We start from the raw sequence: 22,393 nt of genomic DNA on the forward strand, positions 1-22,393 counted from the left end.
GCCATGGCCTTCGATCCGCGCCAACTCACCCAACTCGCCGCCGAGCACGGCACGCCGCTCTGGGTGTACGACGCCGCCGTCATCCGTGAACGCATTGCGCAACTGCGCCGCTTCGACACCATCCGCTATGCGCAGAAGGCCTGCTCCAACCTGCACATCCTGCGCCTGATGCGCGCCGAAGGCGCCGTGGTGGACGCCGTCTCGCTGGGCGAGATCGAGCGCAGCCTGGCTGCCGGCTTCCAGCCCCAGGGCGAGCCGGAAGGCATCGTCTTCACCGCGGACCTGATCGACCACGCCACGCTGGCCGCGGTGCTCAAGCACGGCATCACCGTCAACGCCGGTTCCCTGGACATGCTGGCCCGCGTGGGCCAGGCCTCGCCCGGCCATCGCGTCTGGCTGCGCATCAACCCGGGTTTCGGCCACGGCCACAGCAACAAGACCAATACCGGCGGCCCGCAGAGCAAGCACGGCATCTGGATCGGCGATGTGGCCGAAGCCATGGCCATCGTGCGCCGCCACGGCCTGAAGCTGGTCGGCATCCACATGCATATCGGCTCGGGCGTGGACTACGCCCACCTGTCCAGCGTGTGCGACGCCATGGTCGACGTGGTCGCCTCGCTGGACCATGACATCGAAGCCATTTCGGCGGGCGGCGGCCTATCCATCCCGTACCGCGAAGGCGATGCCCGTATCGACTGCGACCACTACTTCGAGCAATGGGACGCGGCGCGCCGCCGCATCGCCGAACGCCTGGGCCACGAGATCCGCCTGGAGATCGAGCCGGGCCGCTTCCTGGTCGCCGAGGCCGGCGCGCTGGTGTCGGAAGTGCATTCGATCAACCGCCGCCCGGAGCGCGACTTCGCGCTGGTCGATGCCGGCTTCAACGACCTGATGCGCCCGGCCATGTACGGCAGCTATCACCGCATTTCGGTGCATGCGCCCGATGGCGGCAAGCCGCAGGGCGCGGCGGAGACCCGCATCGCCGTGGCCGGCCCGCTGTGCGAATCGGGCGACGTGTTCACCCAGGACGCCGGCGGCGTCGTGTCGGATCAGTTGCTGCCGCAGCCGCGCATCGGCGACTTCCTGGTGTTCCACGACGCGGGCGCCTACGGCTCGTCCATGTCCTCGAACTACAACAGCCGCCCGCTGGCGCCCGAAGTGCTGCTGGACAACGGCGCGGCGCGGCTGATCCGCCGGCGCCAGACGATAGGCGAACTGCTGGCGCTGGAAGACGCCTGAGCGCCATCAGGTCGGGAACGCCTCGCGCAAGGCGAAGGTTGCCTGCTTGAACACGCCCAGGTCGGTGCCCACCGCCACGAAGTGCATGCCCATGTCCAGGTAGCGCCGCGCATCCGCATGCACCGGCGCAAGAATGCCCACGGCCTTGCCTTGGGCGGACACCCGCTGGTACAGATGGCGGATGGCCTCCTGGACTTCGGGATGGCCGGGATTGCCGATATGTCCCAGCGCCGCGGCCAGGTCGGACGGCCCGATGAACACGCCGTCCACGCCTTCCACCGAAGCGATCTCGTCCACCGCGGCGATGCCCGGGCGGCTTTCTATCTGCAGCAGCACGCAGATGTTGTCGTTGATGGTGTGCAGGTAGTCCGGCACCGTGCCATAGCGGTTGCTGCGCTGGGCGCCCGCCACGCCGCGCATGCCCTGCGGCGGATAGCGCGTGGCGGCCACGGCCCGGCGCGCGTCCTCTTCGGATTCGATGAACGGAATCAGCAGGTTGTAGAAGCCGATATCCAGCAGCCGCTTGATCTCCACCGGATCGTTCCACGACGGCCGGCCGACAGCGGCGCTGGCGCTGCCCTGCAAGGCCTGCAGCTGCTGCAGGAACATCGGCACCTCGTTGGGCGAGTGCTCGCCGTCCAGCAGCAGCCAGTCGAAATCGGCCAGGCCCACGAGCTCGGCCGTGATGTGGCTGGACATGCACATCCAGAATCCGATGAGCCGTTCGCGCGCCAGGATGCGTTGGCGGAAACGGTTGGGTAGGGGTGAGTTCATTGCACTTTTCACTTCATCAAGAAAAACAGGTCAGGCCGGGCCAGCAAGCCCGGCCGCGCATTCAATCCACGCATTCAATCCATTTTCGCGCCCGAGGCCTTGGCGGCCTTGCCCCATTTCGTGATCTCGTTATCCACGAACGCCGAGAACGATTTCGGGTCGTCGGCCACCACCACGAACCCCACGCTCTCCAGCTTCTGCCGGATCTCGGGCGAGGATAGCGCCTTCACCGTCGCCTGGTTCAGGCGCTGGATCACGGCGGGCGGCGTCTTCGCTGGCGCCGACAAGCCAAACCAGGACTCGGCCGAAAAACCCGGATAGCCTGATTCCGCCACCGTCGGCGTATCGGGATAGGCGGGATTGCGCTTGGCGCTGGCCACGGCCAGTGCGCGCAGCTTGCCCGACGTGACCTGCGGCAGCAACGCGTCCTGGTTCAGGAACAATACCGAGACACGGCCTCCGATGGTGTCGGTGATGGCGGCGGCGCCGCCCTTGTAGGGCACGTGCACCAGGTCGATCTTGGCGTCCTGTTTCAGCATCTCCATGGCCAGGTGGCCGGAGGAGCCGCTGCCCGAACTCGCATGCGTGTACTTGCCCGGATTCTCCCGCGCCAGCTTGATGAAGTCCGCGAAAGTCTTGCCCGGGAAGTCGTTGTTGGCCACCAGCACATTGGGGCCGGTTGCCAGCAGCGAGATATGCGCGAAGTCGCTGTTGCGGTATGGCATGTTCTGGTAGATCGCGTAGCTGATGGCGTTGGACCCCACGCCGGACAGCAGCAGGGTATAGCCGTCGGGCTCGGCCTTGGCCACCATGTCGGAGCCGATATTGCCATTGGCGCCGCCCTTGTTCTCCACCACCACGGTCTGGCCCAGCTCCTTGGACAGTTCGGCCGCCAGCAGGCGCCCCACCGAATCGGTGCTGCCGCCCGCGGGGAACGGCACCACCAGCTTGAGTTGCTTGGCGGGCCAGGCCGCGCCCTGCGCCATCAGCATGCCGGGCAGCATGGCCAGTGTCCCCGCCGCCGCCAGGATGGCCAGGCGCGCGCGCGCCGCCGGTTTCTTCTGTTGCATGGTTGTCTCCTCTATGGTTTTTTTAGTATGTGCGCCCGGTGTCCGGGTCAGTGGATTTCAGGCTCGCCCGCGGCCGGAGCGCGCGTTTCGGTCTGAAGAAAATCAAAATCGCAGCCCGTGTCGGCCTGGCCGATATGCTTGAGGTACAGCACGCCATAGCCGCGCTCGAAACGCGGCGGCGGCGCCTGCCAGGCGGCGCGGCGCGCGGCAAGCTCCTCGTCGGACACCAGCAGTTCCAGGCGCCGCGCCGGCACGTCCAGCGTGATGCGGTCGCCGTCCTGCACCAGCGCCAACGGGCCGCCCACATAGGCCTCGGGCGCCACGTGCAGCACACAGGCGCCATAGCTGGTGCCGCTCATGCGCGCATCCGAAATGCGCACCATGTCGCGCACGCCCTGCTTCAGGAGCTTTTGCGGAATCGGCAACTGGCCCCATTCGGGCATGCCGGGCGCGCCCTGCGGCCCCGCGTTCTGCAGCACGATGACGCTGTCGGCATCCACGTCCAGGTCGGGGTCGTCGATGCGCGCCGCCATGTCGTTGTAGTCCTTGAAGACCACCGCACGGCCCGTGTGCACCTGCAGATGCGCCTCCATCGCGGGCGGCTTGATCACCGCGCCGTCGGGCGCCAGGTTGCCGCGCAGCACCGCCAGCCCGTCGCGCTCGATCAGCGCCTGCGCGCGCGGCCGGATCACGTCTTCATTGAAGATCCGCGCGCCCGCGATGTTCTCGCCCAGCGTGCGGCCGTCCACGGTGCGCTGCGTCGTGTCCAGCAGGTCGCCCAGCTGCACCAGCATGGCGCGCAGGCCGCCGGCGTAATAGAAGTCTTCCATCAGGTACTTGCCGGCCGGCCGCAGATTGGCCAGCACCGGCGTGGTGCGCGCCAGATGGTCGAAGCGGTCCAGGTCCAGCCCGAAGCCGCTGCGCCGCGCCATGGCGATCAGGTGCACCACGGAATTGGTCGAGCCGGACAGCGCCAGCACCGTGCGCACGGCATTGTCGAACGACGCGGCGGTCAGCAGGTCCGAGGGCTTCAGGTCTTCCCACACCATCTCCACGATGCGCTTGCCGGTCAGGCTGGCCATCTGCGCGTGGCGCGAATCCGGCGCGGGGATCGACGAAGCGCCCGACAGGCACAGGCCCAGCGCCTCGACCGCGCCCGTCATGGTGGACGCGGTGCCCATCGTCATGCAGTGGCCGGGCGAACGGGCGATGCCGTCCTCCACGCCCTGCCAGTCTTCCTCGGTAATGTTGCCGGCGCGCAGCTCGGCCCAGTATTTCCAGGTGTCCGAGCCCGAGCCCAGCGTGTTGCCGTTCCAGTTGCCGCGCAGCATGGGGCCGGCCGGCATGAAGATGGTGGGCAAGTCCATGGACACCGCGCCCATCAGCAGCGCGGGCGTGGTCTTGTCGCAGCCGCCCATCAGCACACAGCCGTCCGCGGGATAGGAGCGCAGAAGCTCTTCGGTCTCCATCGCCAGCAGGTTGCGGTAGAGCATGGTGGTCGGCTTCTGGAAGGGTTCCGACAGGCTCATGGCGGGCATTTCCACCGGGAAGCCGCCCGCCTGCCAGATGCCGCGCTTGACCTCTTCCACGCGCTGCTTGAAGTGGCTGTGGCAGGGGTTGATGTCGCTCCAGGTGTTGATGATGGCGATCACCGGCTTGCCGGCGTAGTCCGAGCGGTGATAGCCCATCTGCGCGGTGCGCGAACGGTGGCCGAACGAGCGCAGGTCGCGCACGCCATACCAGCGGTGGCTGCGCAGTTCTTCGGGTTTCTTGCGCTTGTCTGAATTGCTCATGTCTCTGTTCCTGTGCTCTTGGGCAAGGGTTTATAGGGAAAACGGAATCACGCCGGGTCCAGCAGATAAGGCGTGCCGGCGCGCTCGCAGATGGCGCGCAGGCGTTCGGCCAGCGCGGCGGAAATGGGTATGCCTGCGCGCAGCCGGCGCGCGCGCTCGGCGGCTTCGGGCTCGCCCGCCACCAGCACCGGCTCGTCCGGGTTGGCGGGCGGCGTATCGTGCATGGCGTCGATCATGTCGTCCATGTCGGACTCGAACGAGCCCGCCGCGCGGAAGGCGTCGGGGTTCAAGGCCAGGAAGAAATGGCCCACATCGTCGGGTTCGCCCGGCCGGCGCGTCGGTGCGCGGCGCGCGGCGAAGGCGCTGCCGCTGAGCGTGCCGCCCAGGATCTGCGCCATCATCGCCAGGCCGTAGCCCTTGTGGCTGCTCATGGCGGCGGTGCCGCCCAGCGGGGTCAGGCCGCCCTCGGGATGCGTGAAGATGAATTGCATGGCGGCCGCCGCATCGGTAACCGCGCCGCCCTGCCCGTCCACCGCCCAGCCTGGCGGCAAGGGCTGATCCAGGAAGTCGTAGACCTTGACCTTGTTGGCGGCGACGGTGGTGGTCGCCATGTCCAGCACAAAGGGTTCGTTGTAGGCGGCCGGCGCGCCGAAGGCGATGGGATTGGTGCCCAGCATGGGCATGGCGCCGCGCGTGGGCACCATGATGACGCCGTTGGCGCTGCTGGTCACCAGCCCGACCACGCCGCGCTCGACCGCGATGCGCGCATAGACGCCGGCCGCGCCGAAGTGATGCGAATTACAGACCGACACGGCGCCCACGCCGTGCTCCAAAGCCTTGTCCACCGCCAGGTTCATGGCCTGCGCCGCCACCGGATAGCCCAGGCCGCCCATGCCGTCGATCAGCGCGCTGGCGCCGCCGTCGCGCAGGATCCGCGGCCTGGCGTCCAGCCGCAGGGCGCCGGCGCGCAACTTGTCCTCGTATGCCGGCAGCATGGAGATGCCGTGCGAGTCGATGCCCAGCAGGTCGGTGCGCGCCATCAGGCCCGCGGTGATGTGCGCCAGGTCCTGCGCCATGCCCCAGGCCATCAGCACCTGCAGGATCTGCTCGCGGACCTGCTCCACCGGCACTTCCGCCGCGATATTCCCTTGCACTCTGGTCTCCTGTAGTTTTGGTTTGATCGCAGCGGGCGGACGGAAGGGATCAATCGCGCTCGCGGTCCACCAGCCGGTGACGGGCCTGGCCCAGATGGAACTGCATGGCCACGCGGGCGCGCTCGCTGTCCTGTTCGCGGATGGCGTCCAGGATCGCGGCATGCTCGTCCACCACGCGCTGCGCACGCTGGCGCGAACCGGTGCGGGTCAGGTTCAAGGTCAGCCGCATGAAGCCGCTGATGGATTCGTGGATGCTTTCCAGCACGCCCAGATAGAAGTCGTTGCCGCTGGCTTCGGCGATGCTGGCATGGAAGGCCAGGTCGGCCTCGGCCGACACCTGGCCGCGCGCCAGGCTGTCGGCGAAGGCCGCATGCGCATCGGCGATCTTCCTGAGCTGCTCGTCGGTGCGCCGCAGCGCCGCCAGGCGCGCGGCGTCGCCCTCCAGCGCCACCCGGACCTCCTGGGCCCGCAGGTAGGCGCTGACGTTCTGCACGTCGTTGAAGGTCTTCAGGCGCGGTGCGGGCGCATGGCTGACAAAGGTGCCCAGCCCCTGGTGCGCGGTGATCAGGCCGTCGGCGCGCAGCCGCAGCAGCGCTTCGCGCACCACCGGACGCGAGACGCCGAAGCGTTCGGATATTTCGTTCTCGGAAGGCAGCTTGTCGCCCACGTTCAACCCGCCAGAGACGATCTGCTCGAAGATCTGGCCGTACAGCTGATCCGCCAGCCGCACCCGGTGCCCGCGTTCGAGCACCAGCGCGCCCGCGGCATCGTGTTCGGCGGGCGCCTGCGGCGCTGGCGCGGGTGTTGCTTTGGGTCGGGCCACGAAACCTCCTCGATGCTATGGCGCTGTCCGCGATGGCGGGACAGCGCTCATCGTACCGTCAATGCGCGGCGCCAGTGCGCTCACGCAGCAGCCGCCTCCCGGTCCCAGGCCGCCAGGGCGCGCGCCACCGGCGCCACCCGCTCGCGCTCGGCGGCGGAGATGCCGGTCAGCAGGGGCAGCATCGGCCCCATGTCCGCCACGCCCGACAGCGTCACGGCATCGTGCAGCACGCGGATGGGACTGATGCTGTCGCGGCAGTCTTCCAGGCCCAGGTACTGCTGGCGTACAGCCTCGGCTTCGTCATAGCGGCCGTCGCGCAACAGATGCAACAGGCGCATCGAACCGCGCGGCGCCACGCAGACCGAGCCGGAGGTGAAGCTCTTCAGGCCGAAATCGCGGTAGTGCACGATGGCCGGACGTTCGCCGATGCCACTGACGATCCAGCGCGCGTCCACCGCCTGCAGCAGCGATGACAGGTAGGCGTCCTGCGACGGATCATCGCGCACGACGGCGTACTTGAAGGCCACGATGCGGCCCTCTTCGATCAGGCGCGCGGCGCTTTCCGGCGCCAGGTAGCCGGACGACTTGATGTAGATCACCGCGGGCTTGCCCAGCGCGTCCGTGAAGCGGCGTACGCCTTCGGCCAGGCCCGCGTCCGTGTAGGGAAAGGACATGGGCAGCAACATGGCCGTGGGAAACGCACGCGTACGCAGGATCGCCGCCTGGTCCATCATCTTGCCGTAGTCGGGCCCCACGGAAGGCAGGATCCACGTGTCCGCGCCCGCCAGTCCGGCCAGCATGTCGACGATGCGCGCGTACTCGCCCACGCCCACGTTGTAGAAGTTGGCGTTGCCGCCATACATCACGTTGCGCACGCCGCCCGCTTCCAGATGGCCGAGCAAGGTCTTGTTGGCCGCCTCGTTCAGGGAAAGATCGTCGTGGCGCGCCAGCGGCGGCACGGCGATGACCGAACGCTGCAAATCCTGCGCGGTGACCGGGGAGGTTTTCATGGACGGGGCTCCTGGCTGATCCTGCTATCGGGTGTGGGGGTTCGAAAAAGTATACTTGGTTGACAAGCACAAGCTCAATACATATATTTGTTTTACAAGTAGTCCGGCAGCAAAACGCAGGGCGCCGCGGGGCGCCATGCGGCGTCAAAGCCTCGGGCCATGCCAGGGGCGGAATACCCCCAGAAACGATGCGCGGCCACGCGCACACCGAGGAGACGAATTCCATGCATGCAGCCCCTGCGCGAGGCCGGTCCGCCTTGGCCGTTCTTTGCAGCGCCGCCCTGGCGGCGGCCGCCTTCCTGTCGCCGGCCGCGCCGGCGCGGGCAGACTACCCGGAACGGGACGTCAAGATCATCGTGCCCTTCCCGGCCGGCGGCACCACCGACATCGCGGCCCGCATCGTCGCCGCCGAACTCGGCAAGACCTGGAACAAGGCCGTGGTGGTGGACAACAAGGCAGGCGCAGGCGGCAACGTCGGCACGGCCGAAGCCGCCCGGGCCGCGCCGGACGGCTACACGCTGCTGATGGGCACCGTCAGCACCCATGCGATCAACCAGTCGGTCTATGCCAAGCTGCCTTACGACCCGGTCAAGGACTTCGTGCCGGTGACGCTGGTGATCCCCGTACCCAACATCCTGGAACTCAACCCCGCGTTTGCCGACAAGCACGGCATCCGCACTGTGGCCGACCTGATCAAGTACCTGAAGGCCAATCCGGGCAGCGTCAACATGGCGTCCACCGGCAACGGCACCTCCACGCATCTGTCGGGAGAGCTCTTCCAGAACATGACGGGTACGCGCATGACCCACGTGCCGTACAAGGGAAGCAGCCCCGCGCTGACCGATGTGATGGCCGGTTCCGCCGATCTGATCTTCGACAACCTGCCGTCCTCCATGGGGTTTCTCAAGAGCGGCAAGCTGCGCCCGCTGGCCGTCACCAGCGCCCAGCGTTCACCCGCCTTGCCCGACGTCCCCACCATGGCCGAGGCCGGCGTGCAGGGCTATGACGCGTCCAGCTGGTTCGGCCTGCTGGCGCCCGCCGGCACGCCGCAGGCGGTGGTCGACAAGATCCAGCGCGACGTGGCCGCGGCCCTCAAGCAGGAATCCGTGCGCACGCAGTTGCAGGCGCAAGGCGCCACGCCCTCCGGCAACACGCCGGCCCAGTTCAAACAGTTCATGGCGCAGGAATCCGCCAAATGGGCGGAGGTCGTGAAGAAATCCGGCGCCAAGGTCGACTGACCCCAAGCCGATCCGGGTCCGTCCGCAACGCGTGGGCGGCGGGCTCTTCATCAGCACGCGAACCAGGAGACACCATGAACAAACTGATGAGCGCCGCGGCCGTCGCAGCCGCCGTCGCCGCAGGCGCCGTGCTGCCCGGGATGCCCGCGGCGCAGGCCGCCGGCTATCCCGACAAACCCGTGACGATGATCGTGCCTTTCGTGCCGGGCGGTTCTTCCGACATTACCGCGCGCTCGGTCACGCCGGGGCTGACGAAAATCCTGGGGCAGACCTTCGTGGTCGAAAACAAGCCCGGCGCCAACAGCGCCATCGGCGCGCAGGCGCTGGCCCGCTCCACGCCTGACGGGTACACCATGATGGTCGGCTCCATCGGCACCTTCGCCATCAACGAGGCGCTCTACAAGAACCTGTCGTACAACCCCAGCAAGGACTTCGAATACCTGACGCAGGCGGTGCGCAATCCCAACGTGCTGGTGGCAGCGCCGACGTTTCCGGCCAGCACCGTCGCCGAGCTGGTCGAATACGCGAAGAAGAATCCGGGCAAGGTGTCCTATGCCTCGTCGGGCACGGGTTCGTCGGACCACCTGTCCGCCGTGCTGTTCCGCCAGCGTACCCAGAGCACGGGCGTGGACGTCCCCTACCGCGGCGGCGGCGCGGCCATCGCCGACCTGATCGGCGGGCAGGTCAACGTGTCATTCCAGAACCTGGGCGCGGTCCAGACCCACATCAAGGCCGGCAAGCTCAAGGCGCTGGCCATCACGGGCGACGCCCGCGCCGCCGACCTGCCGGACGTGCCCACGCTGGCCGAGGCCGGCATCAAGGACATGGTGGTGTACTCCTGGCAAGGCTTTGCCGTGCCCAAGGGCACGCCCGCGCCCATCGTCCAGCAACTGTCCAAGGCCTTGCAGACCGCGCTGCGCGATCCCCAGACCGAGAAGACCCTGCAAGGCCTGGGCTTCGAGGTCGTGGCCAACACGCCGCAGCAGTTCACGGCATTCCAGCAGGCCGAGGTCAAGCGCTGGAAGGACGTCATCCAGAAAGCCAACATCCAGCTCGAGTAAGGTCGCGATCGGGACCCGGGATGCCCCTGGCGGGCATCCTGTCAGCCTGCATCAAGGCTGGATCAAGTAGCATCAACGTTTTGCCACCCACCTGTACGACAACATGACCACCAAGCATCGCATCATCCAGGTCGGCTCGCTGGCCGGTTCCCCCTACGCCAACAAGACGCTCGCGGACCGCTACGACGTCGTCGAACTATGGAAGTACCCGGACCGCAAGGCGGCGCTGGCCGAGCATGGCAAGGGCGTCACCGCCGTCGTCACGTCCGCCACCTACGGCGCCAACGCCGAACTCATCAACGCCCTGCCCGACCTGAAGGCCATCTGCAGCTGGGGCGTGGGCTACGAGACCATCGACGTCCAGGCCGCCAAGCAGCGCGGCGTGCAGGTCAGCAATACCCCCGACGTGCTGACCGACTGCGTCGCCGATCTGGCCTGGGGCCTCCTGATCGCGGGCGCGCGCCACATGGGCCAGGGCGAACGCTTCGTGCGCGCGGGCCAGTGGGGCCAGGTGCATGGCGGCATCCCGCTGGGCCAGCGCGTCAGCGGCAAGAAGCTGGGCATCGTCGGCCTGGGCCGCATCGGCGAGGCCATCGCCCGCCGCGGCATGGGCTTCGACATGGACGTGCGCTACCACAACCGCCGCAAGCGCGATGACGTGGAATACGGCTACGAAGCCTCGCTCACCGACCTGGCCAAGTGGGCCGACTTCCTCATCGTGGCCACCGTCGGCGGTCCCAGCACGCGCCATCTGGTCAACCGCGAAGTGCTGGAAGCGCTGGGCCCCACGGGCATCATCGTCAACATCGCGCGCGGCCCCGTCATCGACGAGACCGCGCTGGTCGCCGCGCTGGAAGCCGGCAAGCTGGGCTGCGCCGCGCTCGACGTGTTCGAGCACGAGCCCAAGGTACCCGAAGCGTTGCTCAAGACCGATCGCGCAGTGCTGCTGCCGCACATCGGCAGCGCCACGCTGGAAACCCGCGTGGCCATGGAGAACCTGATGCTGGAAAACCTGCAGGCGTTCTTCGAGACCGGCCGCGTGATCACTCCTGCGGAGTAAGGCCCGCCCTGCGCCGCAGCCGCGGCGCGCCAAATGAAAAAGCCTCTCGGCGCCCATACCGAGAGGCTTTCGACTTTCCGGCCCCCGCGGGAATCGGAAGTCGTTTGCGCAAAGGAACTACCGGGCGCTCAGGCCCTCAGTGCTTACTTCGCTGGCGCCGCTGCGCCGGAATGATCCGTCTTCGCGGCCCCGCCCGATTTGGCCGCCGCCGGTTTGGCGGAGGTCTTGTCGGACTTGTGATGCTTGTGCTGCGCCTGGGTCTTGGTTTCACCCGTCTTGGACGTGGCATCGGCGCCCGCCGCAAACGCCGAAGGCGCGGCAGCCAGACCGAGGCACAAGGCCGAGGTGGATAGGAACGCAGCAATACGGGAGTGAGTCGTCATTTCATGAACTCCTGAATGTAAAAGGACCGAAGTCCTTTTTTCGACACGGGGCGGCAACATCGCCGCTTTACCCGTTCCCGTTTGAACCGGCCCCATCCAGAAGGTTCAGCGCGGAACCAGAAAATTTCGGTCGCTAACGCTTCGAAATATGGCGCGGACGGTTCAGCTCTCGAACGCCAGCAGCGCCACGGTGGCGAATAGCATCAATGCGAAGCAGGCTCTCAGCTTGCGTTCAGGCAGACGGTACGCAAGCTTCACGCCCACCGGCACGAACAGCAGGCTGCCTATCGCCAGCGGTGCGCCGACCAGCCAATCGGCCTGCCCCGCCCAGGAGTAGGTGATCAACGCGATGAAAGATCCCGGAATCACCATGCTCAGCGCCAGCGCCTGCGCCGTGGTCTGCGGCAACCTGAACACGGACGTGATGATGGGCACGGCCAGCACCGCGCCGCCCACGCCGAAGAAGCCGCCCAGCGTGCCGCACAAAATGCCCAGCACGCTGGCGCGGCGCGGCGTGAAGACCGGGGCATCGCCCTTGGCCGCCGGCTTGCGCGCCGCAACGGGACGCGAGGCGCGCCAGGTCTGCCACACATAGAACAGCGCAATGAAGAACAGGAACACGGCGAAGCTGCGGCGCAGGATGCCGGAATCTATGCCCAGCGCCAGTTGCGCGCCGACCCAGGTGAACACCACGGCCCCGGCCGCTCCCGCCAACGCCACGCGCTTGTCGATGCGGGTCTGCTGGTTGTACTTGCGCACCGCCATCATGATGGTGGGCAGGACCATGATGAGCGCCGTGCCCTGCGCCAACTGCTGCGACATGCCCATCAACAGCACCAGCGCGGGAATCGCGATCAGGCCGCCCCCGATGCCCAGCACGCCGCCCATGAAACCGATCAGGCCGCCCGCAGCCAGGCACGCTGCGATAACTAACAGACTCACTTCTTGCTCCAGCAGGCCCGGCCAGTGCAGGCCGGGCAATCAGAATGTCGATATGAAACCGCCGCAGGCCGCCGCTCTCGGCGTCAGCGCAGCTTGTCCAGCGCGGCGTCCAGCCGGTCCACCGCCCAGATCTCCAGTCCTTCGATGGGCTGGCGCGGCGCGTTGGCCTTGGGGATCAGCGCAATCGAAAAGCCCAGCTTGGCCGCTTCGCGCAAGCGTTCCTGTCCGCGCGGCGCGGGCCGAATCTCGCCCGCCAGGCCGACCTCGCCGAAAGCAATCAGGCCGCGCGGCAGCGGCTTGTCGCGCAGCGAGGACATGATGGCCAGCAGTACCGGCAGGTCGGCCGCAGGTTCCGTGATGCGCACGCCGCCCACCGCGTTGACGAACACGTCCTGGTCAAAGGTGGACACGCCGGCGTGCCGGTGCAGCACCGCCAGCAGCATCGCCAGGCGGTTGCCCTCCAGGCCGACCGTGAGCCGGCGCGGGTTGGGCGCGTGCGAACTATCCACCAGCGCCTGGATCTCCACCAGCAGCGGGCGCGTGCCTTCCTGCGTGGCCATCACGCAAGATCCCGCGACCTGCTGTTCATGCTGCGACAGGAACAGCGCGGAAGGGTTGGCCACGCCGCGCAGCCCGCGGTCCGTCATGGCGAAGACACCCAGTTCATTGACCGCGCCGAAGCGGTTCTTGAAGGCGCGCACCAGGCGGAACGAGGAATGCGTATCGCCCTCGAAATACAGCACGGTGTCCACGATGTGCTCCAGCACCCGCGGCCCGGCCAGCGCGCCGTCCTTGGTGACGTGGCCGATCATGACGATGGCGATGCCCGTCTGCTTGGCCAGGCGCGTGAGCTGCGCCGCGCATTCGCGCACCTGCGACACCGACCCCGGCGCCGCGGTCAGTTCGCCGCTGTACAGGGTCTGGATCGAGTCGATCACCGCTACAGTGGGCTTCTGCTCCGACACCGCCGCCTGGATCGACTCCAGCCGGATCTCGGCCAGCAGGTTGACGTTGCCCGTCTGCAGGCCCAGCCGGCGCGCGCGCAGCGCCACCTGCTCGGCGGATTCCTCGCCCGTCACGTAAAGCACGTTGGTGACTTCGGACAGCGAGGCCAGCGCCTGCAGCAGCAAGGTGGACTTGCCTATGCCCGGGTCGCCGCCGATCAGCACCACGGCGCCGGCCACCAGGCCGCCGCCCAGCACACGGTCGAATTCTTCCAGCCCGGTAGGCTGGCGCGGCGTTTCGCGGGCCTCGATTTCAGACAGGCTGCGCACGGGGCTGGCGGCCGCCAGCGGCGCATAACGGTGGGAGGCGGCCGGCGCCGACGATTCCACGGCTTCTTCCAGCGTGTTCCAGGCGTTGCAATGTGGGCATTTGCCCTGCCACTTGGGGGTGGTGCCGCCGCAATCGGAGCACACATATACGGTTCGGGATTTGGCCATGCGCGAAAGTGTACCGGCAAGCCAGGGCGGCATGCGCGCGCACACGCGCGCTTTCGTCCTCGCACGCCCCATGATGGGGCGGTATCTGTCATTCTGCTTTCAAAAACAGGGACGTGCTGAAGTTACATGATGCAAACTCAAGAAATTCTCTGGCGGATTTCTCCAAATCGCGCATAATCATCAGGTGCAGCGCATTGACGAACCGCCCGGCCCAGGGCGGCATACCTGCAGCCAGACGCCCTCGGGGCGCGGCGGCGGGAATCGCGGCGCAATCACCCGCGGCTTTCCAGGAAGCCGCCTAAACCGGAACAGGACCCGAGCTACGACGAGACCGCCGGACCACCGGCGCGGCGTGCGCAGAGGTCAGACGCGGATGCGCCTTGCCACCAGGCGCATGTGCGAGGAGTACGCGCATGAGCATTACCTACCGCCCCCCTTTCGACGAAGACGATGAACGGGATCTGCGCGCCTTGTATCGCAGGCACGGTCCCGGTGCCAATCCCGAATTGGACGCGGCAGTGCGCCGCCGTTGGCATCCCGGCCATAGCTGGCACCCCGCCTGGGGCGCTGCCGCTTGCGCGGCCATGGTCTTCGGCCTGTTCGCCTGGACCGAGATGCGCGAAGCCCAGGACTTTCCCGAGCAGAACACGCCTGTCATCACCCCCCACGAAATAGGGACAAGCTCGGAACGCGCGCCCGCGCTGCTGTCCACGCCTGCGCAAGCGCCCGCCGAACAGTCCGCGCCCGTCACCGAACGCGTGGCCGCGCCGCCGCAAGAAACGGCGCCGCAAGCCGCTCCTGCCCAGGAAGCCGCCCCCGCCGCCCAGGAAACCTCGCCCGCGGAACAACCAGCCACCGAGCCCGCCACGCCGGAAACGCCCGCCCTCAGCGATCAAGACATCGAAGCCCGCGTGACCCACATCCGGGCGCTGGTGCGCGAGGAACAGCAGGAAGAGGCAGTACAGGCGCTGCGCGAATTGCAGCAGGCCGCCCCCGACCTGACCCTGCCCGACGACCTGCAGGAACTGGCCCAGCAGAACCCCGCCTGATCACCGCCACCCATCGGCGCCGCGCCCGGCGCGGACCGATGGGCGCGCGCGTCCGATTTCGCTGCGGCGCGGCCCGGCTTCTTGCTAACATAGCCGCCATGAGTCCGAGCTTCCACCACCGCAATCTCCCCCATCTGCTGCTCTACGCGCGTGAAACGCTGATGGCGCACTTCCGCCCCATCCTGCACGCCGCGGGCGTCACCGAACAACAATGGCGGGTGCTGCGCACGCTGAGCGAAGTGGGCTCCATGGAACCCAACCAGATCGCCCGCACCTGCCAGATTCTCAGCCCCAGCCTCACGCGCATGCTGGCGGGCATGCAGGAACAGGGCCTGATCAAGCGCACGCGCTCCAGCGCCGATCAGCGGCGCCAGGAAATTTCGCTGACGCCCAAGAGCAACAAGCTGATCGACCGCATGCGTCCGCAAGTGGACGCGAAGTACCAGGAAATCGAGGCCCGGATCGGCAAGGAATTGCTGGACCGCCTGTATCGCGACGTCGACGCCATGGTCGAGCTGATCAAGCGCGAGCCCGCCGACGCGCGCGCCTCCGAAGAAGAATGATCAGGCCGGCACCGGGAAGATCGCGTTGATCTGCCCCGTGCCGGAACTGGCGAAGTAATCCGTCACGATCTCCACCGGCTGGTCGTAGCCGTCCCAGCCCAACAGGCCCAGCAGCATCGCGGTATCGTGCATGCCGCCCTCGCCCACGCACAGGTCCGCGTATTCGGGCAGCATGGCGCAGAAGGCCTTCCAGTCGCCCTGGCGCCACAACTCCACCACCCGCAAGTCCACCTGCCGGAAGAACTCGCGGCTGATCTGGTGCATGGCGGCCTCGGGGCTGCCGTTGTCGTTGAAGCGATGCGACAGCGAACCGCTGGCCAGCACCGCCACGCGGCTGTCGCTGGCCTCGATGGCCTGGCGCAACGCCGCGCCGAAGCGGCGGCTTTCGTCCAGCGAGTGCCAGGCGCACCAGGCGGCTACCGACACCACGTTGAAGCGCCCGTCGCCATTCATGTAGCGCATCGGCACCAGTGTGCCGTACTCCAGTTCCAGGCTGTCGATTTCATGCGAACGCGTGCCCACGCCCGCGGCGTTGGCGCATTCAGCGATGCGGCGCCCCAGTTGCGGATTGCCGCGGTAGGCGTAATCCATGTCCTTGATGAAATGCGGCAGCTCGTTGCTGGTGTAGCGGCCCTTGAAGCCGCTGTTGCAGTTCACGTGATAGCCGCCGTTGACCAGCCAGTGCACGTCCAGCACCACGATGCTGTCCACATCCAGGTCGCGGCAACGCTGGCCGATGATGCGATGTCCCTGGATCGCCGCCTTCCTGCAACCCTGGTGCTTGCCAGGCAGTTCCGAAAGATACATGGACGGCACATGCGTTACCTTGGCCGCCAGCGCGAGCTTGCCCATGATGCTAGTCTCCTCGTTCTTGTGGTCGGGGCCGGATTCAGACGCCCCATCTGGGGATGTGGTGGCTGCCCATGGACACGCACACGTTCTTGATCTCGGCAAAGACCTCGTAACTGTATTCGCCGCCTTCGCGTCCCGTGCCCGATTCCTTGGTGCCGCCGAAGGGCTGGCGCAGGTCGCGCACATTCTGGCTGTTGATGAATACCATGCCCGCCTCGATGCCGCGGGCCAGTCGGTGCGCCCGCCCAATGTCGCGGGTCCAGATGTAGGACGCGAGACCGTACTTCACGTCATTGGCCAGCGCCAGGCCCTCGGCCTCGTCCTTGAACGGCAGCAGGCAGGCGACCGGTCCGAAGATCTCTTCCTGCGCGCAACGCATGCGGTTGTCGACATCCGCCAGCACCGTCGGGCTGACGAAATTGCCGCCCGCCAGGTGGGCCGGCAAGCCTGCGGGCCGGTCCGCGCCGCCCGCGAGTATGCGCGCGCCTTCCTGCTCGGCCAGGCGGATGTAGCCCGTGACCTTTTCCCAGTGCTGGCGCGTGATCATCGCGCCCACGTGGGTATTGTCATCGGTGGGGTCGCCCACGGCCAGGCGCTGCGCGCGTTCGGCAAACCTGCGCACGAAATCGTCGTAAATGGATTGCTGGATGAAGATGCGCGAACCCGCGGTGCAGCGTTCGCCGTTGAGCGAAAAGATGGTGAAGAGCGCCGCGTCCAGCGCGCGCTCCACGTCCGCGTCGTCGAAGATCAGCACGGGCGACTTGCCGCCCAGTTCCATCGAATACTTCTTGACGCCGCCGGCGCTGGCCAGGATCTTCTTGCCGGTCACGGTGCCGCCGGTGAACGAGATTGCGCGCACGCCGGGATGCCGCACCAGCGCATCGCCAGCGGTGGCGCCGTAGCCCTGCACCACGTTCAGCACGCCGGCCGGAATGCCGGCCTCCAGCGCCAGCATCCCGAGCTGGTCCGCCGTCAGCGGCGAAAGCTCGGACATCTTCAGCACCGCCGTATTGCCCAGCGCCAGGCAAGGCGCCGTCTTCCAGGTGGCGGTCATGAACGGCACGTTCCAGGGCGACACCAGCGCGCACACGCCCACCGGCTGGTACAGCGTGTAGTTCAGCATCTGGTCGTCCACCGGATAGGTGTGGCCGTTCATGCGCGTGCAGACCTCGGCGAAGAAATTGAAATTCTCCGAGGCGCGCGGGATCAGCTGCTTGCGGGTCTGCGAGATCGGCAGCCCGGTGTCGCGGGTTTCCAGTTCGGCCAGCTGCGGCACGTTCTGGTCTATCAGTTCGCCCAGCCTGCGCATCAGGCGGGCGCGTTCCTTGGCAGGCGTGTTGGCCCATTTGGGGAAGGCCTCGGCGGCTGCCGCGACGGCCGCGTCGATCTCGGCCTGCCCGCCCGCGGCCACCTCGGCGATGGGTTCGCCCGTGGCCGGGTTGCTGGTGATGAAGCGGTCGCGGCTGTCGACCTGCTTGCCGTTGATCCAGTGCTTGATGCTCACGCGCGGCTCCTCGTCCTGTCCGCGCCGGACCGTCCGGCGCAAATTTAATTAACAAGTTAACGTTATGCCTGCCGGAACGCGCTGTCAACGTCGGGAAACCCCCAGGCGGAACAGGCCCCGGCAACCCTATGGCCGATTGTTGCCATCGCAGTTTTTCATTAAACTAGTTAACATGATAATTACATCATGCGGAGCAAGGCCATGCCTCATATCTGGATCGAATACTCAGGCAATCTGGCCCTGGATACGCAGGCGCTGATGCGGACCGTGCAGGACGCCGCCGTGGGCGACGGCAGCCTGTTCCCGCTGGCCGGCGCGCGCACCCGCGCGCTGCGCGTGGATGACTGCCTGATCGTCGACGGCCATCCCGACAACGCCTTCGTCCACGTGGTGCTGCGCATCGGCCACGGCCGCAATGCCGAACAGAAAGCCGCCCTGGGCGAGCGGGTGTTCCAGGCGCTGACCGCCGCGCTCGCGCCGCAGATGGCGGCGCGCCCGCTCGGCATCTCGATGCAGATCGAGGAAGCCGACCCGGTGCTGAACTACAAGCTCAACAACTACCGCGAACACCTGGCCGCGCGCGCAGCCGCGGCCGCGGCGCCGTGGCCGCGGACCGTGGTGGGCGCGGCGCTGAACACGCGCCAGGCGCTGGCCGCGCTGGGCGAGGCCGTGGACGCGCCCCCCTACAAGGCCGCGCCCAAGGCGCCCGTGCTCTACATCAAGCCGGCCAATACCTATGCCCGCAATGGCGACGTGATCGCCCTGCCCGCCGGCGTGGACGAGGTCGAAGTGGGCGCCTGCCTGGGCGTGGTGTTCGCCCGCCGTGCGACCCGCGTGAGCGAAGCCGAGGCGCTGGACTATGTGGCGGGGTACCGCGTGGTGGCGGACCTGTCCGTGCCGCACGCCAGCTACTTCCGCCCCGCGCTCAAGCAGAAATGCCGCGACGGCTTCTGCCCCATCGGCCAGGATCTCGCCCCCGTGGCCGCGGTCGGCGACGTGGACGCCCTGGACATCGAAGTGCGCATCGACGGCCAGGTGGCGCAGCGCGCCAGCACCGCCGACCTGATCCGTCCCGTAGCGCGGCTGATCGCCGACGTGACCCAGTTCATGACGCTGGAAGCGGGCGACATCCTGCTGGCCGGCACGCCTCACGGCGCGCCCCGCGCGCGCGCCGGACAGCGCTACGAGATCAGCATTTCCCGGGTTGGCACGCTGGGCAATGCGCTGGCCGCCGCCCGATAAGCCCAGGAGCCCGCCATGAAACATGCCCGTATTTCCCTGGACGGCGTCATCCATGCCGCCACCGAAGCCGGCCCCGGCCAGGTCCGCCTGGCCGACGGACGCGTGTATGCCGAAGACGCGGTGCAATGGCTGCCGCCCTTCGAGCCGCGCACCACCTTCACGCTGGCCATCAACTATGCCGACCACGCCAAGGAACTGGCGTTCAAGGCCCCGGACGAGCCGCTGGGCTTCCTCAAGGCCGCCAACACCTTCGTCGGGCACCGCGCCCAGACCTTGCGCCCCGCCGACGTCGCCTTCATGCACTACGAATGCGAACTGGCGGTGGTGATAGGCAAGACCGCCAGCAAGGTCAGCCGCGCCCAGGCCTATGACTGCGTGGCCGGCTACACCGTGGCCAACGACTATGCGCTGCGCGACTACCTGGAAAACTGGTACCGCCCCAATCTGCGCGTGAAAAGCCGCGACACCTGCACACCGCTAGGCCCCTGGCTGGTGGACCGCGACGACGTGCCCGACCCCATGAACCTCAACCTGCGCACCACCGTCAACGGCGTGGAGACGCAGCGCGGCAATACCCGCGACATGGTGTTCGACGTGCCCGCGCTGATCGAGTACTTCAGCAGCTTCATGACGCTCTCGCCCGGCGACCTGATCCTGACCGGCACGCCCGACGGCATCGTCAACGTGCAGCCCGGCGACGAAGTCGTGACCGAGATCGAAGGAGTGGGACGGCTGGTCAACACGCTCGTCCCCTTCCCCAATTGATTCCACTCCAACTCCATGACACCTGGAACTCCGATGCTAGATAAAGATACCGTGCGCGCCATCGCCGCGCGCCTGCACGAAGCCGAACGCAACCGCCAGCAGATCCGCCAGATTTCGCTCGAGTACCCCGACATCACCATTGCCGACGCCTATGCCATCCAGCGCGCCTGGATGGACATCAAGCTGGCCGAAGGCCGCATCAAGCGCGGCCACAAGATCGGCCTGACCTCGCGCGCCATGCAACAGGCCTCGCAGATCGACGAACCCGACTTCGGCATGCTGCTGGACGACATGTTCTTCAATGACGGCGCGGACATACCCGCGGGCCGCTTCATCCTGCCGCGGCTGGAAGTCGAACTCGCCTTCGTGCTGGGCAAGCGCCTGCAAGGCCCCGACGTCACACTGTTCCAGGTCTATGACGCGGTCGACTACGTGATCCCGGCGCTGGAAATCATCGACGCGCGCTCGCACAGCATCGACCCCGACAGCAAGCGCCCGCGCAAGGTGTTCGACACCATCGCCGACAACGCCGCCAACGCCGGCGTGGTGATGGGAGGACGGCCGGTGAAGATCGGCGAACTGGACCTGCGCTGGATCGGCGCCATCCTGTCGCGCAACGCCGTGATCGAGGAAACCGGCGTGGCCGCGGGCGTCTTGAACCATCCCGCCAATGGCGTAGTATGGCTGGCGAACAAGCTGGCCGCCCACGACGTGGCGCTGGAAGCGGGAGAGATCATCCTGTCGGGCTCCTTCACCCGGCCGGTGCTGGCCCGCCCTGGCGATACCTTCAACGTCGATTACGGCGTGCTGGGTTCCGTCAACTGCCATTTCATCTGACCACGCCACCATCCATGGACATATTGACCAACACCTTCAAGCAGGCCCTGCGCAGCGGCAAGCCCCAGATCGGCCTGTGGGCGGGCCTGGCCAGCGCCTACTCCACCGAAATCATCGCCGGCGCGGGCTTCGACTGGCTGCTGATCGACGGCGAGCACGCGCCCAACACCTTGCAGACCACGCTGCAACAGCTGCAATCCATGGCCGCCTATCCGGTCGCTCCGGTGGTGCGGCCGGCCTGGAACGACGCGGTGCAGATCAAGCAGATCCTGGACACCGGCGCGCAGACGCTGCTGGTGCCCATGGTGCAATCCGCGGAAGAAGCCGCGGCCGCCGTGGCCGCGGTGCGCTATCCGCCGCAAGGCGTGCGCGGCGTGGGCAGCGCGCTGGCCCGTTCGTCGCGCTGGAACCGCATCCCCGACTACCTGCGCCGCGCCAATGACGAGATGTGCGTGCTGGTGCAGATCGAAACGCCGCGCGGCGTGGACGCGCTGGAAGAGATCCTCGCGGTGGACGGCGTGGACGGCGCCTTCATCGGCCCGGCCGACCTCTCGGCCAGCATGGGCTACCTGGGCCAGCCGGAGCATCCGGAAGTGGTCAAGGCGATCGACGACGCCATCCTGCGCATCGTGCGCAGCGGCAAGGCCGCCGGCATCCTGCATAGCGGCGTGGACCGCGCCAAGCACTATCTGTCGCTGGGCGCGACCTTCGTCGCCGTAGGCGTGGACGCAACCCTGCTGGCGCGCGCGGCCGAACAGCTGGCGGGCCAATTCAAGAACGCGGCCGCCCCCGTGGCGGCCAAGGGTCCCTACTGACCCGCAGGCCGGGGCGCACCGTCCCGGCCCGCCAGGAACTCGCGCACGGCGGTATTGAACAATAGCGGGCGCTCCAGGTGCGCGGCATGCCCGCAGTCCGGCAGCACGCACAGGCTGCCGTGGGTCAAGGCGGCGCGCAAGGCCAGCGCCGAGGGCAGCGTATGGCTGCGTTCAAGTTCGCCCGATATGACCAGCACCGGCGCGCGCACCGCCGCCAGCGCCTGCGTGTAGTCCACGCCCGCAACCGCCGCGATCATCGAGGCCGCGCCGGCCGCGCTCATGGTCATGCCGTCTTCCAGGCAGCCCGCGTAGGCCGGCGCCTGCTCCCCCTGCCGGAACCAGGCGCCCAGCACGCGCCTGGCGGTGGCCCGCGGGCCGTCCGCGCGCAGGCGCGCCAAGGTCTGGTCCATGGGCTCAAAGCGCGCGGCGCCATCTACCCTCAAGCCCGCGCCGTACAGCACGGCACGGCCGACGCGCCCCGGAACCGCGCACAGCAGCTGCTGCGCAACGAAGCCGCTGAACGAATGCCCCAATACGTCGAAGCTGGCGATGCCCAGTTCATCCGCCAGCGCGACGAGCGCGTCCGCGTAGGCCGGCAAACCCTGCAAGGGAGCCGCTTGCGCGCCGCGTCCGAAGCCCGGCCAATCCACGGCGATCACGTCATGCTCATCGGCCAGCGCGCCCAACAGGCCGCTCCAGATCGCGGACGATGAACAGAAACCATGCAGCAGGAACAGCGGGCGGCCTGAACCGCGGCGCGTGTACTTCATGTCCCGC

Annotated in this window: 22 protein-coding genes; 10 read left to right on the forward strand and 12 right to left on the reverse strand. The window is 67.6% G+C overall.

Annotation, left to right across the window (positions count from 1 at the left end; genetic code table 11):
• Window positions 1–3: 3 nt before the first annotated feature.
• A complete protein-coding gene (lysA, locus tag HV766_RS15375) occupies window positions 4–1,239 on the forward strand; it encodes a diaminopimelate decarboxylase (protein ID WP_054452398.1) in 1,236 nt (411 codons plus the stop codon).
• A 6-nt stretch (window positions 1,240–1,245) separates the two neighbouring features.
• Here the strand turns inward: lysA and garL are convergent, their stop codons facing one another.
• The 6 genes from garL to HV766_RS15405 all read right to left on the reverse strand — a co-directional run bounded on the left by garL (window position 1,246) and on the right by HV766_RS15405 (window position 7,863).
• Window positions 1,246–2,013, reverse strand: a complete 768-nt coding sequence (gene garL, locus HV766_RS15380) for a 2-dehydro-3-deoxyglucarate aldolase (RefSeq protein WP_054452400.1) — start codon at window positions 2,011–2,013, stop codon at window positions 1,246–1,248.
• Window positions 2,014–2,087: 74 nt separating this feature from the next.
• A complete protein-coding gene (locus HV766_RS15385) occupies window positions 2,088–3,083 on the reverse strand; it encodes a Bug family tripartite tricarboxylate transporter substrate binding protein (RefSeq protein ID WP_175181439.1) in 996 nt (331 codons plus the stop codon).
• A gap of 47 nt (window positions 3,084–3,130) precedes the next feature.
• A complete protein-coding gene (gene araD / locus HV766_RS15390) occupies window positions 3,131–4,876 on the reverse strand; it encodes an L-arabinonate dehydratase (protein WP_054452402.1) in 1,746 nt (581 codons plus the stop codon).
• A 47-nt stretch (window positions 4,877–4,923) separates the two neighbouring features.
• Window positions 4,924–6,030: an Ldh family oxidoreductase gene (locus tag HV766_RS15395; protein WP_054452404.1), complete on the reverse strand. Its 1,107-nt coding sequence runs from the start codon at window positions 6,028–6,030 to the stop codon at window positions 4,924–4,926.
• A gap of 49 nt (window positions 6,031–6,079) precedes the next feature.
• Window positions 6,080–6,853 carry a FadR/GntR family transcriptional regulator gene (locus HV766_RS15400; RefSeq protein WP_118932816.1) on the reverse strand — a complete coding sequence of 258 codons (774 nt, stop codon included), beginning with the start codon at window positions 6,851–6,853 and terminating at the stop codon, window positions 6,080–6,082.
• An 80-nt stretch (window positions 6,854–6,933) separates the two neighbouring features.
• Window positions 6,934–7,863: a dihydrodipicolinate synthase family protein gene (locus HV766_RS15405; protein WP_175181440.1), complete on the reverse strand. Its 930-nt coding sequence runs from the start codon at window positions 7,861–7,863 to the stop codon at window positions 6,934–6,936.
• 224 nt (window positions 7,864–8,087) lie between these two features.
• Between HV766_RS15405 and HV766_RS15410 the strand changes: the two genes are divergently transcribed.
• From HV766_RS15410 to HV766_RS15420, 3 genes are all read left to right on the forward strand, one after another.
• Entirely contained in the window at window positions 8,088–9,101 is a 1,014-nt protein-coding gene (locus tag HV766_RS15410; protein WP_054453632.1) for a Bug family tripartite tricarboxylate transporter substrate binding protein, read from the forward strand.
• Window positions 9,102–9,175: 74 nt separating this feature from the next.
• Window positions 9,176–10,162, forward strand: coding sequence for a Bug family tripartite tricarboxylate transporter substrate binding protein (locus tag HV766_RS15415; RefSeq protein ID WP_054452407.1), 987 nt, complete (start codon window positions 9,176–9,178; stop codon window positions 10,160–10,162).
• A gap of 103 nt (window positions 10,163–10,265) precedes the next feature.
• Window positions 10,266–11,222: a 2-hydroxyacid dehydrogenase gene (locus HV766_RS15420; RefSeq protein WP_054452409.1), complete on the forward strand. Its 957-nt coding sequence runs from the start codon at window positions 10,266–10,268 to the stop codon at window positions 11,220–11,222.
• Between the two features lie 143 nt (window positions 11,223–11,365).
• Here HV766_RS15420 and HV766_RS15425 read toward each other — a convergent pair whose 3' ends face one another.
• The 3 genes from HV766_RS15425 to radA all read right to left on the reverse strand — a co-directional run bounded on the left by HV766_RS15425 (window position 11,366) and on the right by radA (window position 13,989).
• Window positions 11,366–11,605: a hypothetical protein gene (locus HV766_RS15425; protein ID WP_054452411.1), complete on the reverse strand. Its 240-nt coding sequence runs from the start codon at window positions 11,603–11,605 to the stop codon at window positions 11,366–11,368.
• Between the two features lie 162 nt (window positions 11,606–11,767).
• Entirely contained in the window at window positions 11,768–12,547 is a 780-nt protein-coding gene (locus HV766_RS15430) for a sulfite exporter TauE/SafE family protein (protein ID WP_054453641.1), read from the reverse strand.
• Window positions 12,548–12,630: 83 nt separating this feature from the next.
• Window positions 12,631–13,989 carry a DNA repair protein RadA gene (radA, locus tag HV766_RS15435; protein ID WP_175181441.1) on the reverse strand — a complete coding sequence of 453 codons (1,359 nt, stop codon included), beginning with the start codon at window positions 13,987–13,989 and terminating at the stop codon, window positions 12,631–12,633.
• A gap of 413 nt (window positions 13,990–14,402) precedes the next feature.
• Between radA and HV766_RS15440 the strand changes: the two genes are divergently transcribed.
• On the forward strand, window positions 14,403–15,038 hold the full coding sequence (locus HV766_RS15440; RefSeq protein WP_175181442.1) for a hypothetical protein: 636 nt from the start codon (window positions 14,403–14,405) through the stop codon (window positions 15,036–15,038).
• A gap of 98 nt (window positions 15,039–15,136) precedes the next feature.
• Window positions 15,137–15,601 (forward strand): homoprotocatechuate degradation operon regulator HpaR, encoded by a 465-nt coding sequence (gene hpaR / locus HV766_RS15445; RefSeq protein WP_175181443.1) that lies wholly within the window; start codon window positions 15,137–15,139, stop codon window positions 15,599–15,601.
• Here hpaR and hpaD read toward each other — a convergent pair whose 3' ends face one another.
• Entirely contained in the window at window positions 15,602–16,453 is an 852-nt protein-coding gene (gene hpaD / locus HV766_RS15450) for a 3,4-dihydroxyphenylacetate 2,3-dioxygenase (RefSeq protein WP_175181444.1), read from the reverse strand.
• Window positions 16,454–16,490: 37 nt separating this feature from the next.
• The gene (gene hpaE / locus HV766_RS15455) at window positions 16,491–17,957 is read right to left on the reverse strand and encodes a 5-carboxymethyl-2-hydroxymuconate semialdehyde dehydrogenase (RefSeq protein ID WP_175163550.1); all 1,467 of its coding nucleotides are present in this window, start codon (window positions 17,955–17,957) and stop codon (window positions 16,491–16,493) included.
• A 201-nt stretch (window positions 17,958–18,158) separates the two neighbouring features.
• On the opposite strand from hpaE, the gene HV766_RS15460 reads away from it, so the two are divergent.
• Genes HV766_RS15460 through hpaI form a run of 4 tightly spaced genes read left to right on the forward strand, consistent with a single transcriptional unit; the run spans window position 18,159 to window position 21,616 of the window.
• Entirely contained in the window at window positions 18,159–19,199 is a 1,041-nt protein-coding gene (locus HV766_RS15460; protein WP_175181445.1) for a fumarylacetoacetate hydrolase family protein, read from the forward strand.
• A 15-nt stretch (window positions 19,200–19,214) separates the two neighbouring features.
• Window positions 19,215–19,964 carry a fumarylacetoacetate hydrolase family protein gene (locus HV766_RS15465; protein ID WP_054452424.1) on the forward strand — a complete coding sequence of 250 codons (750 nt, stop codon included), beginning with the start codon at window positions 19,215–19,217 and terminating at the stop codon, window positions 19,962–19,964.
• Between the two features lie 33 nt (window positions 19,965–19,997).
• Window positions 19,998–20,801, forward strand: a complete 804-nt coding sequence (hpaH, locus tag HV766_RS15470; protein ID WP_054452426.1) for a 2-oxo-hept-4-ene-1,7-dioate hydratase — start codon at window positions 19,998–20,000, stop codon at window positions 20,799–20,801.
• 14 nt (window positions 20,802–20,815) lie between these two features.
• Window positions 20,816–21,616 carry a 4-hydroxy-2-oxoheptanedioate aldolase gene (gene hpaI, locus HV766_RS15475; protein ID WP_054452428.1) on the forward strand — a complete coding sequence of 267 codons (801 nt, stop codon included), beginning with the start codon at window positions 20,816–20,818 and terminating at the stop codon, window positions 21,614–21,616.
• On the opposite strand, the gene HV766_RS15480 is transcribed toward hpaI, so the two are convergent.
• Window positions 21,610–22,386, reverse strand: a complete 777-nt coding sequence (locus tag HV766_RS15480) for an alpha/beta fold hydrolase (protein WP_175181446.1) — start codon at window positions 22,384–22,386, stop codon at window positions 21,610–21,612. The two genes, hpaI and HV766_RS15480, sit on opposite strands and share 7 nt — an antisense overlap.
• Between the last annotated feature and the right edge of the window lie 7 nt (window positions 22,387–22,393).

It is taken from the genome of Achromobacter aegrifaciens (genome assembly GCF_902859735.1).
Classification (GTDB): Bacteria; Pseudomonadota; Gammaproteobacteria; order Burkholderiales; family Burkholderiaceae_B; genus Achromobacter; species Achromobacter aegrifaciens.